This is a genomic window from Aeromicrobium duanguangcaii (genome assembly GCF_024508295.1).
In the GTDB taxonomy this organism is placed as follows: Bacteria; Actinomycetota; Actinomycetes; order Propionibacteriales; family Nocardioidaceae; genus Aeromicrobium; species Aeromicrobium duanguangcaii.
Window position 1 is genome coordinate 979460 of sequence record NZ_CP101990.1, and the last position, 14551, is coordinate 994010.

Here is a 14551-nt window from a genome sequence, read left to right on the forward strand (position 1 = left end):
GATCCCGTCAGCCCAGCGCGGAGCGGTAGGCGAACAGGGAGGGGCCGCCGCCGGTGTGCAGGAACACCGTGCGGCGGCGCAGCTCCGGATCGCCGGGCAGCGCCGCGTAGGCCTTGGCCGTGTAGACCGGGTCCAGCGTGATCCCGGCGGTCGTGGCGACCCGGTGGATCTCGTTCAGGCCCGCCTCGGTCGGGATCCCGTACCCGTCACCGAACTGCGTGTCGTCGAGGATCCATCGGTCGTCGTCGGGCACCGGCACGCCCAGCTCGTCACTGGTCTGCATCAGCAGGTCGCGCAGCGCGGCCTCGGTCTGCTCCCGCGAGTGGTAGACGCACACTCCGCGCACCACCGTGTCGACCTCGGCGGCGGCCAGTCCGATCACCAGGCCCGCCATCGTGCCGCACGTGGAGGCGGCGACCACGACCTCGTGCGGGTCGAACTCCAACTGGCTGTAGAGCTCGAGCGCGGTGTCCACGTGGCCGAGCGCGCCGATCCGGTCCGACCCGCCGGGCAGGATCACCGCGAGGTCGTCGCCGTGCTCGGCCATCAGCTGGAGCGCCAGCGCTCCCGCGGCGTCGTCGTCGGGCACGACGTGCCGGGTCGCGCCGAAGAGCTCGGTGAGGAAGGCGTTCCCCGAGGCGGTGTAGTCCACGTCGGTGCGCCGGACGGCCTCGACCGCGATGGCGTCCAGGCGCAGGCCCAGCCGGGCGCAGGCGGCGGCGGTCGCGCGCACATGGTTCGACTGCAGCGCCCCGAACGTGACGACGCGGCTCTGGCCCCGGGCGAGCGCCGCGCCCAGCAGGAACTCGAGCTTGCGCACCTTGTTGCCGCCGAAGCCGAAGCCGCTCAGGTCCTCGCGCTTCATCCAGAGCCCGTCGACGTCCTGCAGGGGAGTGGGCCACAGACCCAGGTGGGCGCGCGGCCGATCGCTCAGGTCCATGGCTCCGAGCGTGCCACACCGAAGAGCGACCGTGGCTGGGGCAGAATGGGGCGGTGGGCACCTATCGCGACACCGGTGTCGTCCTGCGCACCCAGAAGCTGGGCGAGGCCGACCGCATCGTCACGATGCTCACGCGCGGTCGCGGAGTCGTGCGGGCCGTCGGCCGCGGTGTCCGCAAGACGTCCAGCCGCTTCGGCGGCCGGCTCGAGCCCTTCATGCACGTCGACGTCCAGTTCGCCGAGGGGCGCACCCTCGACATCGTCGCCCAGGTCGTCACGATCGATCCCTTCGCCTCGCACCTCGGTGAGGACTACGGCGCCTACACGGCCGGCACGGCGATGCTCGAGACGGCCGAGCGGCTCGTGTCCGACACGGCCGAGCCGTCGGTGCCCCAGTACCAGCTGCTCGTCGGCGCCCTGCGCGCCCTGACCGAGCACCGCCAGCCGCCGGGTGTCCTGCTGGACTCCTTCCAGCTGCGATCGCTGGCGATCGCCGGCTACGCCCCCTCGTTCGACGGGTGCGCGCGATGCGGGCTGGAGGGTCCGCACCGCCACTTCCACGCCGGCTCGGGCGGGATGCTGTGCGACACCTGCCGCGTCCCCGGCTCCTCCGTCCCGGCGGCCACCACGGTGGCCCTGCTGGCGGCCCTGCTCGTGGGCGACTGGAACTCCGTCGCCCTGGCCGACGACCGCACCCGGCGCGAGGCCGGCGGCATCGTCGCCAACTACCTGTCCTGGCACCTCGAGCGCGGACTGCGCTCTCTCGCACACGTGGATCGCTGATGCCCCGAAAGCCCACCCCGCACCCCTCGGGTGCGACCGCCCCGCGCCTTGCCCCCGAGCAGGTGCCCCAGCACGTCGCGATCGTCATGGACGGCAACGGCCGCTGGGCGAAGGAGCGCGGGCTGCCGCGCACCGAGGGCCACAAGGCCGGCGAGGCCGCGCTCTTCGACGTCGTCGAGGGCGCGATCGAGGTGGGCGTCAAGGCCGTCAGCGCCTACGCCTTCAGCACCGAGAACTGGAAGCGCTCGCCCGAAGAGGTGAAGTTCCTCATGGGCTTCAACCGCGACGTCATCCGCCGCCGCCGCGACGAGATGCACGAGCTGGGCGTCCGGGTCCGCTGGGCCGGCCGTCGTCCGCGGCTGTGGCGCAGCGTCATCCGCGAGCTCGAGACGGCCGAGGAGCTCACGAAGGACAACACCGTCTGCACCCTGACGATGTGCGTCAACTACGGCGGCCGCGCCGAGATCGCGGACGCGGCGGCCGCCCTGGCCCGCGACGTGAAGGCTGGCCGGGTCAACCCGGACAAGATCACCGAGGCCACGTTCGCCCGGTACCTCGACGAGCCGTGGATGCCCGACGTCGACCTGTTCTGGCGCACCTCGGGTGAGCAGCGCACCAGCAACTTCCTGCCGTGGCAGTCGGCCTACGCCGAGCTGGTGTTCAGCGACATCGCCTGGCCCGACGTCGACCGCCGCGCCCTCTGGGCGGCCGTCGAGGAGTACGCGACCCGGCAGCGTCGCTACGGCTCCGCCTAACCTCACGCCGCCGTCGTCAGGGCTCCGCCCCGCGAGATGTGTAGCGTTAGCCACCCGTTCTTGGCCGTTTCGGCCCATTTCCGGTGGACACCGCTACACATCTCGCGTGCCGTGAGGCGCGCACCGCCCAGGCCGCGGCCTTCGGTGAGCAGTGCCACACGTCCCGTGTCGCCGAGGTGGTGTCGGATTCGCCGTCGCGGGTACCTCTGGTCACACGAACGAGAGGGAGACCAGATGTACGACGCACTCGTGATCGGCGGTGGACCCGCGGGCCTGCAGGCGGCGCTCACGCTCGGCCGCATGCACCGCACGGTGCTGCTGATCGACTCGGGCCAGTACCGCAACGACCCGGTCGCGCACGCGCACAACTTCGTTACGCACGACGGCCGCGCCCCCGCCGAGCTGCGGCGACTGGCGCGCGAGGACCTCGAGCACTACGCGACGGTCGAGATGCGCGAGGGCACGGTCGAGCGCGTCCGCGAGACGGGGGACGGGTTCGTGGCCGAGACGGACGGCGAGCCGGTCGAGGCGCGCACGCTCGTGCTGGCCACCGGGATGCGCGACGAGCTGCCGGACGTGCCGGGCCTGGCCGACGCGTGGGGCGCCGAGGTGGCCAACTGCCCTTTCTGTCACGGCCATGAGTTCGCTGACCGCCCCATCGGCCTGCTCGGCGACGGGCCCAGCATCGGGGAGCTCGAGTCCATGCTGGCTCCCATCGGGTCCGAGGTCATCACCTTCGGTCGCGACGACCTCACGAAGGTGGAGCGCACCGACGACGGCCTGCTCGCCCATCGACCGGACGGCGACCCGGTCGAGCTGGCCGGGCTGTTCCTGCACCCGAGCACCTCCCAGGCCGCGCCGTTCGCCGAGGACCTGGGGCTGGACATCCTGTCGTCGGGCTGCGTCCGTGTCGACGCACTCTGCCGCACGAGTCATCCACGGGTCTTCGCGGCGGGAGACCTCGCGCACGTCGAGGAGTTGCCTGTGCCGATGCCGTCGATCCTCGCGGCACTCGCGGCGGGTCAGGCGGCGGGCGCCAGCGCGGTGCGGTTCCTCGCGAACCCAAAGTCCGAGAACGAGGGCAACCCGTTCACCGACGCGGACTGACCACGCAGGATCAGGCCGTGACGGGCCCGTCGACCGACCAGTGCGCCGTACCCGCCAGGACGTCGGCCACGAACCCGCGGAACCGTGGGCACTGCGTGATGTCGTGGGATCGGCAGCGCAGGGCGTGTTCGGTCATCGCGCGGGACCGTTCCATCTCGCTCATCCGACGGTCGAGGTCGGCGATGTGGGACTCGAGCACCTCGTGTCGTGACGGCGCCTCCTCGTCGAGCAGCACCGCGATCTGGTCGAGCGACATTCCCGCCGCCTTGCTGCGAAGGATCACCGCGATGCGCACCAGGTCGTCGTCGCCGTACCGGCGCCGGTCGGCTCCGTCCCTCGCGGGCCGCAACAGGCCGACGTCCTCCCAATGCCGCAGCACATGGGTCTCGATCCCGAACCGCGCGGCGACGTCGCCGATCGACTGACTTGACTTCATGTCAACCTGAAGTCGCACGCTCGTCTCGATATTCCATATCGAGAGGGGAACACCATGTACGACGCACTCGTGATCGGCGGCGGACCGGCCGGATTGCAGGCCGCACTCACGCTCGGCCGCATGCACCGGACGGTGGTGCTGGCCGACTCCGGTCACTACCGCAACGACGCCGTGGAGCACGCCCACAACTTCCTGACCCACGACGGACGGGCGCCCGCGGAGATCCGGCGCCTGGCTCGCGAGGACCTCGTCGCCTACGAGACGGTGGAGGTGCGCGAGACGACGGTCCAGCGCGTCCGTGAGGTCGAGGACGGCTTCGTCGCCGAGACCGATGAGGAAGCGATCGAGGCCCGCACCCTCGTCCTGGCGACCGGCCTGCGGGACGACCTGCAGGCCATCGCGGGGCTCGAGGAGGCGTGGGGCCTCGAGGTCGCCACGTGCCCGTTCTGCCACGGTCACGAGCTCGCGGGCCGGGTGATCGGTCTCGTCGGCGATGGACCCCACATCCCGATGATGGTGGCGATGCTCGACCCGATCGGCTCGGAGGTCGTGCGCTTCGGTGACGGTGAGGTGACCAAGATCGAGCGGACCGCCGACGGCGTCCTCGTGCACCGCGAGGCCGCCGCGCCGGTGGCGGTGGCGGGCCTCTTCCTGCATCCGGGCTTCACGCAGTCCTCGCCCTTCGCCGAGCAGGTGGGGCTGGAGATGCTGGCCTCGGGCTGCATCCGGATCGACGTCCTCGGCCAGACCAGTCACCCGCGCGTGTTCGCCGGCGGTGACCTGGCGCACGTGCCCGAGTTGCCCATGCCGATGGCCTCGGTGCTGCTGGCCGCGGCCGCCGGGCAGGTTGCTGCGTCCAGTGTCGTGCGGTTCCTGGCGGCGCAGGCGGTCGAGTCGGCCGAGGGGAGCGACGCTCGGTAGTCTGGAGCCCATGCGCGTGGCCCGATTCGCCGGCGACGACGACCCCCGTTACGGGGTCGTCGGAACCGATGGCGACACACCGATCATCGCTCCTCTCAAGGGAGACCCCCTCTACGCTCCACTGGAGCTGACCGGCGAGAAGCTGCCGTTGGAGGACGTGCGCCTGCTGGCGCCCGTCATCCCGCGCAGCAAGGTCGTCTGCGTCGGCAAGAACTACGTGGCGCACGCCGCCGAGATGGGTGGTGAGGTGCCACAGGAGCCGTTGATCTTCCTGAAGCCCAACACCTCCGTCATCGGCCCCGGCGAGCCGATCTTCTACCCGAAGCAGACGCAGGACCTGCACTTCGAGGGCGAGCTGGCCATCGTGATCGGCCGGATCTGCCGCAACCTCACGCTCGAGGACGCCCCCAAGGTGATCTACGGCTACACGGTCGCCAACGACGTCACGGCCCGCGACCTGCAGTCCAAGGACGGGCAGTGGGCCCGCGCCAAGGGCTTCGACACCTTCTGCCCGTTGGGCCCGTGGATCGAGACCGACTTCGATCCGTCGAACGTGCGCGTGCGCACGACGCTCAACGGCGAGATCAAGCAGGACGGGAACACGTCGGACATGGTCTTCGACGTCCCCTCGATCCTGCAGTACGTGACCAGCTTCATGACCCTGTTGCCCGGCGACGTCGTCCTCACCGGCACCCCCGAGGGAGTTGGCCCCATGCAGGCCGGCGACCACGTGGCCGTGACGATCGACGGCTTGGGCACCCTGACCAACCCGGTGGTGGCCGATGACTGAGACCCGATGGACAACCGCGACGGGCAGCGACGTGGTCGCACGCTTCTGCCCGTCCCCGACCGGCAACCCGCACGTGGGCATGGCGCGCACGGCGCTGTTCAGCTGGGCGTTCGCTCGGCACAACGGCGGCCGCTTCGTGTTCCGCATCGAGGACACCGACGCCAGCCGTGACTCGCAGGAGTCCTACGACCTGCTGCTCGACGTCATGCGGTGGCTGGGCCTGGACTGGGACGAGGGCGTCGAGGTGGGCGGCCCGAACGGTCCGTACCGCCAGAGCCAGCGCATGGACGTCTACGCCGACGTCGCGCAGCGCCTGCTGGACGCCGGGTTCGCCTACAAGGCCTACGACACCGCCGAGGAGCTGGAGGAGCGCCGCAACGCGGCTCGCGCCGCCGGCAAGCCCAGCGGCTACGACGGACTGCACCGCGACCTCACGCCCGAGCAGCAGGCGGCGTACGAGGCCGAGGGCCGCCAGCCGGTCATCCGGTTCAAGATGCCCGAGCGCGACTGGACCTTCGACGACCTCGTCCGTGGCGAGATCACGTTCGGCGCCGAGAACGTCCAGGACTTCGTCATCGTCCGCGCCAACGGTCAGCCGCTGTACACGCTGACGAACCCGGTCGACGACGCCCTGATGGGCATCACGCACGTGCTGCGCGGCGAGGACATCCTCTCGTCCACGCCGCGTCAGATGGCGTTGTACGAGGCGTTCGCCGAGATCGGTGTGGGCAGTGGCTTCACGCCGCGGTTCGGCCACCTGCCGTACGTCATGGGCTCGGGCAACAAGAAGCTGTCCAAGCGCGACCCCGAGTCGAACCTGCTGGGCTACCGCGACCAGGGCTTCCTGCCCGAGGGCCTGCTGAACTACCTGGCGCTGCTGGGCTGGTCGATCGCCGAGGACCGCGACATCTTCTCGCTCGACGAGATGGTGGCCGCCTTCGAGATCGAGCGGGTCAACCCGAACCCGGCGCGCTTCGACCTCAAGAAGTGCGAGGCGATCAACGGCGACCACGTGCGCATGCTGTCGCCCGAGGAGTTCGTGAAGCGGCTGCTGCCGTACCTGCCCGAGGGCGTGGATGTCGATCTCGTGACCGCCGCCGCGCCGCTGGTCCAGGAGCGCAGCAACCTGCTGACCGAGGCCGCCGACATGCTGGCCTTCCTGTTCGCCGGCGACGACTTCACCGTCGACCCCGACGATGCGGCCAAGCAGCTCAACGAGGACGGCCTCGAGGTCGCCAAGGCGGCCCGTGAGGCGCTCGCGGGCGTGGGTGAGTGGAACACCGAGTCGATCGAGGCGGCGCTGCGTCAGGCGCTGGTCGAGGAGCGCGGCCTCAAGCCGCGTCTCGCGTTCGGTCCGGTGCGCGTCGCCGTGACGGGCAAGCGCATCTCGCCGCCGCTGTTCGAGTCCATGGAATTGCTGGGACGCGAGGCTTCTCTGGCCCGTCTCGACGCGGTCCTGTGACCGATGCGCGGGCCCGGTTTGGGCCCGCGCAAGGGTGTCCGGTAAAGTGATCTCTTGGTTCGGAGAGGTACCGAGAGGCACTGATCTGATACCCCCATGGGGTATGGTGTAATTGGCAACACAGCGGTTTCTGGTACCGCCATTCTAGGTTCGAGTCCTAGTACCCCAGCGAGAACGCTCGCAGAGCAATCTGATAGCGTTACTCACTGCTGGCCCCGTTGTGTAGCGGCCTAGCACGTCGCCCTCTCAAGGCGGTAGCGCGGGTTCGAATCCCGTCGGGGCTACCAGCATGAACGGCCCGTGGTTCCAAGGTTTACCTGGAACCACGGGCCGTTTCTCATTTCCCGTCGAAGGCGCTGGGGCCACATCGGAGATTGCGTCTGGGTCGCACACGTCTCCTGGCCCTTTTGAGTCGAGACGTGTCTCGCTCGTAAATGCCACCTTTGGGTCGTGTCCGGACATACTCAGCTGTGATGGACGAAACGGACGAAGCTGTATGGGGGCGCGTTCTCGAGGGAGACGCTTCGTCGTTCGTGCTGATCTGGGACCGGCATCGAGACCGCGTCTTCGCCCACGTGCTGCGCAGGGGTGCCTCGCGTCACGATGCCGAGGATGTCGCGGCGATGGCGTTTCTCGAGTTGTGGCGCGGCGGTCCCACGTGCGTGAGGCATCCCAAGCGAGTGTGAAGTGATCTAGGAGAGTCATGATGTTTTTGGGTTCGGCCGAAGGCGACAGCCACGGGAATTCGTTGTGCCACCCGACCTTGCCGTGTTCGAGGGCGGGCTCGCCGTCCTTACGCGCGACGGGGAGTTCGTCGGCCACATTGCGAGCGAGGTCTGGTCCTTCGTCACGCCATTTGCGCCGAGGACCAAGCAACCATGGGTGTGGTTCGTGATTGTCTGGCGATCTGGGGAGAAGGAGACGCGAATCGAGGACTATCCGCCGTGGACATATGTGGCGGAGATGCTGGATGGCTTCATCGAGCTCCACGGCGATCGGTATGGCATCGATTGGGTAGCCTCGGAGCTCGTCTCCTCTGAGAGAGAGCGGATTGGCATTCGCCCGGAGGACTTCTGAGCGACCGATCCGAAACAGGACGGCGAAGATCGCTGGGGCCACACTGGGGCCACGCGGGGCCACGAAATCGCTCGATTCCGTCAACGATGCCCGACCATCCAAAGTGCCTCTGACCTGCGCAAAGGTCACTTTCCAACGTTGTTCTTACACTCCTTGAACGAACTCTCAAGGCGGTAGCGCGGGTTCGAATCCCGTCGGGGCTACCAGCGAAAAGGCCCCCGATCCTCACGGATCGGGGCCTTTCTCATGTCTGGGGATGCCGGCAGTTCAGGCTGGAGGGATTCACGCCGCGCAGCGATGCCGTTCTCGGGGGATCGTGCTTCACCTCGGTGATCGAACGCTGGAGTCACCACAGTTGCCCGATGGCGTACCAACCCGCGACTGTGGCGACGGCAGCTCCACGCCACGAGTCTTCGCCACGGAGCCGGTCGCCGACCCGATTGTCGAGAGAAACTCTGACGCGATCGAGAGCCTTCATCGCTCACTCGCGGCAGCGTTCCCGCCAGCCTGAGTTGATCGGCTGTCCGCCCGCCCAAGCGGCGCTTGACGGGTATCTTGATGGTCGTCAAAGGGGGTGTCGTGGGGAAGCGCAAGGTCGTGTTCGCAGCAATCCTGCTCGGCTCGACGTACGGGTGTTCGGCCGAGTCTGAACCAGCGCAAGAGCGGGCGACTCAATCGGCCGCTCGAACGGTCGCCTACCCGACCGACGCTCAGCAGGCGGTCCTGGCTGACGAGGTCCAAGCCGTCGTTCCCCGCATCGAGGTGGAGCCGGATCGCGTGGCGGAGGCGATGCGCTCGACGTGTGTTGCCATGCTCGATGACGTGCCGAACGTCGAGCGGATGGCCGCTACGTACCTGACCGGAGGCCTCAAGACCGATCTCAGCGAACCGAAGATCACCGAGCTGATGAAGATCGCCCGTGCGCAGGAGTGGTGTGAGCGCTGAAGGCGTGGATCGCAAGCTCCGGACGGTGACGTCCCAGGGGATCGCTCGACGTGAACGGCTGGTCAGTTCAGCGCAACGGATCTGAATGCGATGAGAAGTCTTCGCGTGCCACTCTTGCGTCGTGTTCGCCGATGAGAGGTCTCCTGAGGGATTCGGCTGGGCGCGCGTCTGCTTCGCTCGTGCGGTTCTGGGCTCGACGTCGAGCGTCTCTTCGCGACCTCTCTGTGGCCTGCGCACCCCTGACGGTCCAGCGACCGGGGAGCACCGACCTCAGCAGTCGGTGATCTCCCGGCAGGTCGCGCTTTCGGGGTCCAGCGCGGCGGCGGTGATCGCTCGCGCGGCCTCGGCGAGGGCGGCGAACTGCTCGGGAGTGAGCACGTCGACGACGAGCCGACGAGCCTCGCGGACGTGGCCGGGGGCGATCGCCTCGAGTTCGGCCATGCCGACGTCGGTGAGTCGCGCGCGCATCCGTCGCGCGCCCGATTCGCTCGCACTGAATCGCTCGACCCAGCCGTCCCTCTCGAGCCGCGTGAGCGCGTGGGAGAGCCGCGAGAGCGAGCAGCGGGCGTGGGTGGCCAGGTCGGAGAGCCCGAGCGTGCGGTCGGGCCCCGCGGACAGCGCGGCCAGCACCTGGTACTCGTACTGGTTCACTCCGGCGTCGCGCTTGAGCTGGGCGTCCATCGCCGGGGGGAGGACCGCCAGCAGGTCGACCAGGGCGCGCCAGTGGTCCTGCTGTTCCTCCGACAGCCAGGGAACGACCTCGTCGGCCGTCGGATTGTCCGGAATCTCAGTGGTCACGATCTCGATACTACCCGCACTTGAATGTTCAACCCAAACGTCGTAGGCTCCACTTGAACATTCAAACAACATCGGGAGATCCGCATGACCCTGCTCCGTGTCGACGCCAGCATCCAGGGCGAGATGTCCGCCAGCGGCGCGCTGGCCGATCTCGTCGTCGACGAATTCGTCGCCAGCCATCCGGGCGTGCCGATCGTGCGGCGCCACCTGGGACAACACCCGCTGCCCGCCGACGTCTGGGCCACGGCTCACGCCGCCGGGTTCACGCCCGAGGACGAGCGCAGCGAGCACCAGCGCGAGGCCCTGGCGATCGCCGAGGAGGTCGCGGGGGAGCTGCGCCAGGCCACGGCCGTCGTCCTCGCGCTGCCGCTGTACAACTTCGGCATCTCCCAGCACGCCAAGACGTGGATCGACGTCGCCCTCGCGGGCGGCCCTCAAGGCACGCGACTGCTCGAGGGCAAGCCCACGGTCCTGGTGACCACGCGCGGCGGCGCCTACGGCCCGGGGACCCCGCGCGAGGGGTGGGACCACAACACCGACTTCCTCCGGCAGATCCTCGTGGACATCTGGGGCGCGGACCTGACCGTGGTCGAGCGCGAGTTCACGCTCGTGGGCGTCAACCCGGCGCTGGACGAGTTCACCGAGATGGCGACCCAGATGCGCAAGAGCGCCGAGGAGGCGGCGGTCGAGGCCGGCGCCGCTCTCGCCGCCCGCCGCGCGGCCTGACCGAACGGAGATCCGACATGGTGCACGAACGCCTGATCCGCCTCGGCGTCGAGCTCGACGGGCGGGGCGATCCCGCCGAGGCCGTCGAACTGGCCGCCACCGCCGAGCGCGTGGGCTACGACCTCGTCGTCGCCGCCGACGCAGGCGAGGGGTTCGGTGATGCGTGGACGACGTTGAGTTGGGTCGCGGGCCGGACCGAGCGCATCGCCCTGGCCGCCCTGACCGACGACGCCACGCGGCCGTCGACGGTGCTGGCCAGGTCGACCGCGGGTCTCGACCTGCTGTCGGGCGGGCGAGTGACCCTCGGGTTGTCGGGCGACGACCCGGCGGCGGTGGCCGACGCGGTCGCCGTCGTGCGTCGCATGTGGGACCCGCTCGCGCCGGCGGTCCATCGCGAGGGCCACCATCGCGTGCGCGGGGCCGAGCCCGGTCCCGCGCCGGCGCACGAGGTCCCGGTGTGGGTGAGCGGGGATGACCCCGGCCTGGTCGAGGTCGCCGGTGGTGTGGGCGACGGGTGGGTCGGACGCCTCGGCCCGGAGGAGGGCACCGAGCCGCTGCTCGAACGGCTCGACGCCCTGCGTCGGCACGCCGACGAGGCCGGCCGGGACGTCCGCGAGCTCCGTCGCGTCGTCAGGGCGTTCGACCGGGAGTCGTTCACCGCTCAGCAGTGGGTCGAGTGCCTGCGGCCGCTCGCCGAGCACGGGGTCACGACCTTCGTGCTGCGCGTGGGCGAGTGGGCGCCGGTCGAGCGACTCGAGTGGTTCGCGGACGAGGTCGCGCCCGCCCTGGAGGAGTCGGCTCGCCGAGCGGTCGAGGCGGGGCTCGTGGCCGATCGTCCCCTCCGTCGGTCCGTCGTTCGTGCCCAGCGCCGTCCCGGCATCGACTACGACGGGCTGCCCGACTCCCTGGTCGGAACGGCCGTGGAGCCCGGCGACCTCGGCTACTCGGGCGTGCGCTCGACGTACCTGCGTGGTGGTCGGCCGGGCCTCGTGCTGCGTCCGCAGACCGTGGCCGAGGTCGTCGACGCCGTGGCCTTCGCCCGGCGCCACCGCGACGTGCCCCTGGGCGTCCGCAGCGGCGGACACGGGATCAGCGGGCGGTCGACCAACGACGGGGGTCTGGTGATCGACGTCGGCGCCCTGAACCGGATCGAGGTCATCGACGAGGCCAGGCGTCTCGTCCGGATCGGGCCGGGCGCGCGGTGGAAGCAGGTCGCGCGGGCGCTACAGCCGCACGGCTGGGCGCTGAGCTCGGGCGACTACGGGGGCGTCGGTGTGGGCGGCCTGGCCACGGCCGGGGGCATCGGCTTCCTCGGGCGCAAGCACGGTCTGACGATCGATCACCTGCGTGCGGTCGAGATGGTGCTCGCGGACGGCTCCGTCGTGCGCGCCACCGAGCAGGAGAACGCCGAGCTGTTCTGGGCCGCCCGCGGCGCCGGGGCCAACTTCGGCATCGCCACGGCGTTCGAGTTCGTCGTCGACGAGGTCCCCGCGGTCGGCTGGGCCCAGCTGGGATTCGACGTCGCCGACCCGGCGGCGTTCCTGGCCGACTTCGGTCGCGTGACGACCGCGGCGCCACGCGAGACGACGCCGTTCCTGGTCTTCGGCAGGTCCGGGATGGCGCACGTGATGGCGATGGTGGACTCCGACGATCCCGACGTCATCTGGTCGCAGCTGCAGCCGTTCGCGCAGATCGCGCCGATGGTCCAGCAGCAGGTCGTGATCGCCCCGTACGCCGACGTGATGGACATGTACCCCGACGCGCCGCACCAGGCCGCGGGCGAGCCGATCGCGCGGTCGGGACTCGTCGACGACCTCACGCCCGAGGTCGCGGCCGCGAGCGCGCGGCTGATGAACACCGGCGCCGTCCACTTCTTCCAGATCCGCAGCATCGGCGGTGCGGTGTCCGACGTCGCCCCCGACGCGACGGCCTTCGCCCACCGCCGGGCACGGTTCCAGATCACGGCCATGGGCGCCGACGACGCGTCGCTCGATCGCGCCTGGAACCACCTGAGCCCGTACCTGAACGGGACCTATCTCAGCTTCGACACCCGCACCGGACCCGAACAGGTCGCCGAGGCGTTCCCTGCGGCGACCCTCGACCGGCTGCGATCCTTGAACCGCGAACTCGACCCCACCACCCTGTTCCGCGACAACTTCAACGTCGCGGCACCCCTCACCGCCGGGAGCGCCACATGACCGACTACGGACACGAGCTGCTGTTCGGCACGTTCGTCACACCGACCAATCACCCACCGCACCAGGCCGTCGAGCAGGCGGTGGTGGCCGATCGCGCGGGACTCGATCTGGTGACCTTCCAGGACCATCCGTACGTCGCGCGGTTCCACGACACGTGGACGCTGATCGCCTACGCCGCCGCCCGCACCGAGCGCATCCACCTGACGGCCAACGTCACCAACCTGCCGTTGCGTCCGCCGGCGGTCCTGGCCCGCAGCGTCGCGACGGCGGACCTGTTGTCCGGTGGGCGGATCGAGCTGGGTCTCGGCGCCGGCGGCTTCTGGGACCCGGTCGAGGCCATGGGCGGCCCGCGGCGCACCCCCGGCGAGTCGATCGTCGCGTTGGGGGAGGCCATCGAGATCATCCGCGGGATCTGGGACACCGAGACGCGCGGGGGCCTGAGCTACGAGGGGAAGCACTACGTCCTCACGGGCGCCAAGCGCGGCCCTGCGCCGGCGCACCAGCCCGGCATCTGGCTCGGCGCCTACAAGCCGCGCATCCTGCGGCTGACCGGCCGGCTCGCCGACGGGTGGCTGCCGTCGCTGGCGTACCTCCCCGGCGGCGTCGCCGACCTCGCCGAGATGAACGAGCGCATCGACGGCGCGGCCGAGGGCGCGGGCCGGAGCCCACGCGACGTGCGGCGGATGCTCAACATCGTGGGACGCTTCAGCACGACCAGCAGCGGGTTCCTCGAGGGACCGCCCGACCAGTGGGTCGAGGAGCTCGTCGACACCACGCTGACCTACGGGACGACCGGGTTCATCCTGGCCTCGGACGACACGGCCACCACCGAGCTGTTCGCCCACGAGGTGGCTCCGGCCGTCCGCGAGGAGGTCCGCAAGGCGCGGGCTAGCTCGGGTCGCACGTCTCCAGCATCTCGCTGAGGGCGCGCGCCTCGCTGCGGTCGACCGCCAGCTCCCAGCGGTGCTTCACGTCGATCCAGTGGGTCGCGTAGGAGCACTGGAACGGCGCCTTGGGCCGCCACGCCGCGGGGTCGCTGGACCCCTTCGAGGCGTTGGTCGGGCCATCGGACGCGAGCAGGACCTCGAGGTCGTTGGCGAACCGCACGCGGCGCTCGGCCGACCACGCGTGAGCACCGGAGACCCAGGCCTCGGCGAGGGGGACCACGTGATCGATCTGGATCGCCTGGGCCTGCCGCTGGTCCTTGAGGTCGGTGAAGGTGAGGTGCTTGCCGCTGTAGGGGTCGACCCACGTGCCCGCCAGCACGTCGTGCGGGCAGGAGCGCTGGACCTGGACCACGGTCGTGCCGGGTACGGCGTCGCGCAGCAGCACGTCGTCGCGCTGGTTGCAGCCGTTGCCGTCGACGTCCTTCCACGCGGTGCCGAACTCGCGCCGAGAGTAGTCCGGAACGTCGGCGGGACGCCGCTCCGCGACCCGCAGCGTCGGCAGCTGCTCGCGCGCGGTCGTGGGCGAGTACGACGGGGCCGGCGCCACCGCGGCGGCATCGTCGAAGGGGTCACTCGCCTGCTCGAGCAGCTCGCAGCCGGAGAGCGGCACGAACAGCAGGGCGAGGATCGCAGCTCGGATTCTCACGGGAGTCACCCTGTCACGCGG

The 14551-nt window shown here is 70.1% G+C and carries 16 protein-coding genes and 2 tRNA genes; 14 read left to right on the forward strand and 4 right to left on the reverse strand.

The window, feature by feature from the left end:
* Positions 1-7: 7 nt before the first annotated feature.
* Entirely contained in the window at positions 8-940 is a 933-nt protein-coding gene (locus NP095_RS05025; RefSeq protein WP_232417079.1) for a pyridoxal-phosphate dependent enzyme, read from the reverse strand.
* Positions 941-993: 53 nt separating this feature from the next.
* Here NP095_RS05025 and recO point away from each other — a divergent pair, with 53 nt between their 5' ends.
* From recO to NP095_RS05040, 3 genes are all read left to right on the forward strand, one after another.
* Positions 994-1722: a DNA repair protein RecO gene (recO, locus tag NP095_RS05030; protein ID WP_232417078.1), complete on the forward strand. Its 729-nt coding sequence runs from the start codon at positions 994-996 to the stop codon at positions 1720-1722.
* A complete protein-coding gene (locus NP095_RS05035; RefSeq protein WP_232417077.1) occupies positions 1722-2477 on the forward strand; it encodes an isoprenyl transferase in 756 nt (251 codons plus the stop codon). Before recO ends, NP095_RS05035 begins: the two co-directional genes overlap by 1 nt.
* Positions 2478-2711: 234 nt before the next feature.
* On the forward strand, positions 2712-3584 hold the full coding sequence (locus tag NP095_RS05040; protein WP_232417076.1) for an NAD(P)/FAD-dependent oxidoreductase: 873 nt from the start codon (positions 2712-2714) through the stop codon (positions 3582-3584).
* A gap of 10 nt (positions 3585-3594) precedes the next feature.
* On the opposite strand, the gene NP095_RS05045 is transcribed toward NP095_RS05040, so the two are convergent.
* Positions 3595-4020: a MerR family transcriptional regulator gene (locus tag NP095_RS05045; RefSeq protein ID WP_232417075.1), complete on the reverse strand. Its 426-nt coding sequence runs from the start codon at positions 4018-4020 to the stop codon at positions 3595-3597.
* Between the two features lie 54 nt (positions 4021-4074).
* On the opposite strand from NP095_RS05045, the gene NP095_RS05050 reads away from it, so the two are divergent.
* From NP095_RS05050 to NP095_RS05080, 8 genes are all read left to right on the forward strand, one after another.
* Positions 4075-4941, forward strand: coding sequence for an NAD(P)/FAD-dependent oxidoreductase (locus NP095_RS05050; RefSeq protein WP_232417074.1), 867 nt, complete (start codon positions 4075-4077; stop codon positions 4939-4941).
* A 10-nt stretch (positions 4942-4951) separates the two neighbouring features.
* Entirely contained in the window at positions 4952-5731 is a 780-nt protein-coding gene (locus NP095_RS05055) for a fumarylacetoacetate hydrolase family protein (RefSeq protein ID WP_232417073.1), read from the forward strand.
* Positions 5724-7193 carry a glutamate--tRNA ligase gene (gene gltX, locus NP095_RS05060; protein WP_232417072.1) on the forward strand — a complete coding sequence of 490 codons (1470 nt, stop codon included), beginning with the start codon at positions 5724-5726 and terminating at the stop codon, positions 7191-7193. The genes NP095_RS05055 and gltX overlap by 8 nt, the downstream gene beginning before the upstream one ends.
* A 97-nt stretch (positions 7194-7290) precedes the next feature.
* Positions 7291-7362 (forward strand) — tRNA-Gln (locus NP095_RS05065).
* Positions 7363-7404: 42 nt separating this feature from the next.
* Positions 7405-7480, forward strand: a tRNA-Glu gene (locus NP095_RS05070).
* A gap of 186 nt (positions 7481-7666) precedes the next feature.
* Positions 7667-7879 (forward strand): RNA polymerase sigma factor, encoded by a 213-nt coding sequence (locus tag NP095_RS15295; RefSeq protein WP_404801102.1) that lies wholly within the window; start codon positions 7667-7669, stop codon positions 7877-7879.
* 82 nt (positions 7880-7961) lie between these two features.
* A complete protein-coding gene (locus NP095_RS05075; protein WP_232417071.1) occupies positions 7962-8270 on the forward strand; it encodes a hypothetical protein in 309 nt (102 codons plus the stop codon).
* Positions 8271-8849: 579 nt separating this feature from the next.
* Entirely contained in the window at positions 8850-9215 is a 366-nt protein-coding gene (locus NP095_RS05080; protein ID WP_232417070.1) for a hypothetical protein, read from the forward strand.
* Positions 9216-9485: 270 nt separating this feature from the next.
* On the opposite strand, the gene NP095_RS05085 is transcribed toward NP095_RS05080, so the two are convergent.
* Positions 9486-10013, reverse strand: a complete 528-nt coding sequence (locus NP095_RS05085; RefSeq protein ID WP_232417069.1) for a MarR family winged helix-turn-helix transcriptional regulator — start codon at positions 10011-10013, stop codon at positions 9486-9488.
* Between the two features lie 84 nt (positions 10014-10097).
* On the opposite strand from NP095_RS05085, the gene NP095_RS05090 reads away from it, so the two are divergent.
* The 3 genes from NP095_RS05090 to NP095_RS05100 are packed head-to-tail and all read left to right on the forward strand — an operon-like array spanning position 10098 to position 13860.
* A complete protein-coding gene (locus NP095_RS05090) occupies positions 10098-10739 on the forward strand; it encodes an FMN-dependent NADH-azoreductase (protein WP_232417068.1) in 642 nt (213 codons plus the stop codon).
* A 17-nt stretch (positions 10740-10756) separates the two neighbouring features.
* Positions 10757-12937 carry an LLM class flavin-dependent oxidoreductase gene (locus tag NP095_RS05095; RefSeq protein ID WP_232417067.1) on the forward strand — a complete coding sequence of 727 codons (2181 nt, stop codon included), beginning with the start codon at positions 10757-10759 and terminating at the stop codon, positions 12935-12937.
* Positions 12934-13860: an LLM class flavin-dependent oxidoreductase gene (locus NP095_RS05100; protein WP_232417066.1), complete on the forward strand. Its 927-nt coding sequence runs from the start codon at positions 12934-12936 to the stop codon at positions 13858-13860. The genes NP095_RS05095 and NP095_RS05100 overlap by 4 nt, the downstream gene beginning before the upstream one ends.
* On the opposite strand, the gene NP095_RS05105 is transcribed toward NP095_RS05100, so the two are convergent.
* Complete coding sequence (locus tag NP095_RS05105; protein WP_232417065.1) at positions 13826-14530, reverse strand: HNH endonuclease family protein; 705 nt, start codon at positions 14528-14530, stop codon at positions 13826-13828. The two genes, NP095_RS05100 and NP095_RS05105, sit on opposite strands and share 35 nt — an antisense overlap.
* Positions 14531-14551 lie beyond the last annotated feature (21 nt).

Bases quoted from the DNA above. Each gene is read 5' to 3' on its own strand.
- NP095_RS05100 (WP_232417066.1), top strand. From the start codon at position 12,934: ATGACCGACTACGGACACGAGCTGCTGTTCGGCACGTTCGTCACACCG.
- NP095_RS05090 (WP_232417068.1), top strand. From the start codon at position 10,098: ATGACCCTGCTCCGTGTCGACGCCAGCATCCAGGGCGAGATGTCCGCC.
- NP095_RS05045 (WP_232417075.1), bottom strand. From the start codon at position 4,020: ATGAAGTCAAGTCAGTCGATCGGCGACGTCGCCGCGCGGTTCGGGATC.
- NP095_RS05050 (WP_232417074.1), top strand. From the start codon at position 4,075: ATGTACGACGCACTCGTGATCGGCGGCGGACCGGCCGGATTGCAGGCC.
- NP095_RS05040 (WP_232417076.1), top strand. From the start codon at position 2,712: ATGTACGACGCACTCGTGATCGGCGGTGGACCCGCGGGCCTGCAGGCG.
- NP095_RS15295 (WP_404801102.1), top strand. From the start codon at position 7,667: ATGGACGAAACGGACGAAGCTGTATGGGGGCGCGTTCTCGAGGGAGAC.
- NP095_RS05055 (WP_232417073.1), top strand. From the start codon at position 4,952: ATGCGCGTGGCCCGATTCGCCGGCGACGACGACCCCCGTTACGGGGTC.
- NP095_RS05095 (WP_232417067.1), top strand. From the start codon at position 10,757: ATGGTGCACGAACGCCTGATCCGCCTCGGCGTCGAGCTCGACGGGCGG.
- NP095_RS05025 (WP_232417079.1), bottom strand. From the start codon at position 940: ATGGACCTGAGCGATCGGCCGCGCGCCCACCTGGGTCTGTGGCCCACT.
- NP095_RS05035 (WP_232417077.1), top strand. From the start codon at position 1,722: ATGCCCCGAAAGCCCACCCCGCACCCCTCGGGTGCGACCGCCCCGCGC.
- gltX (WP_232417072.1), top strand. From the start codon at position 5,724: ATGACTGAGACCCGATGGACAACCGCGACGGGCAGCGACGTGGTCGCA.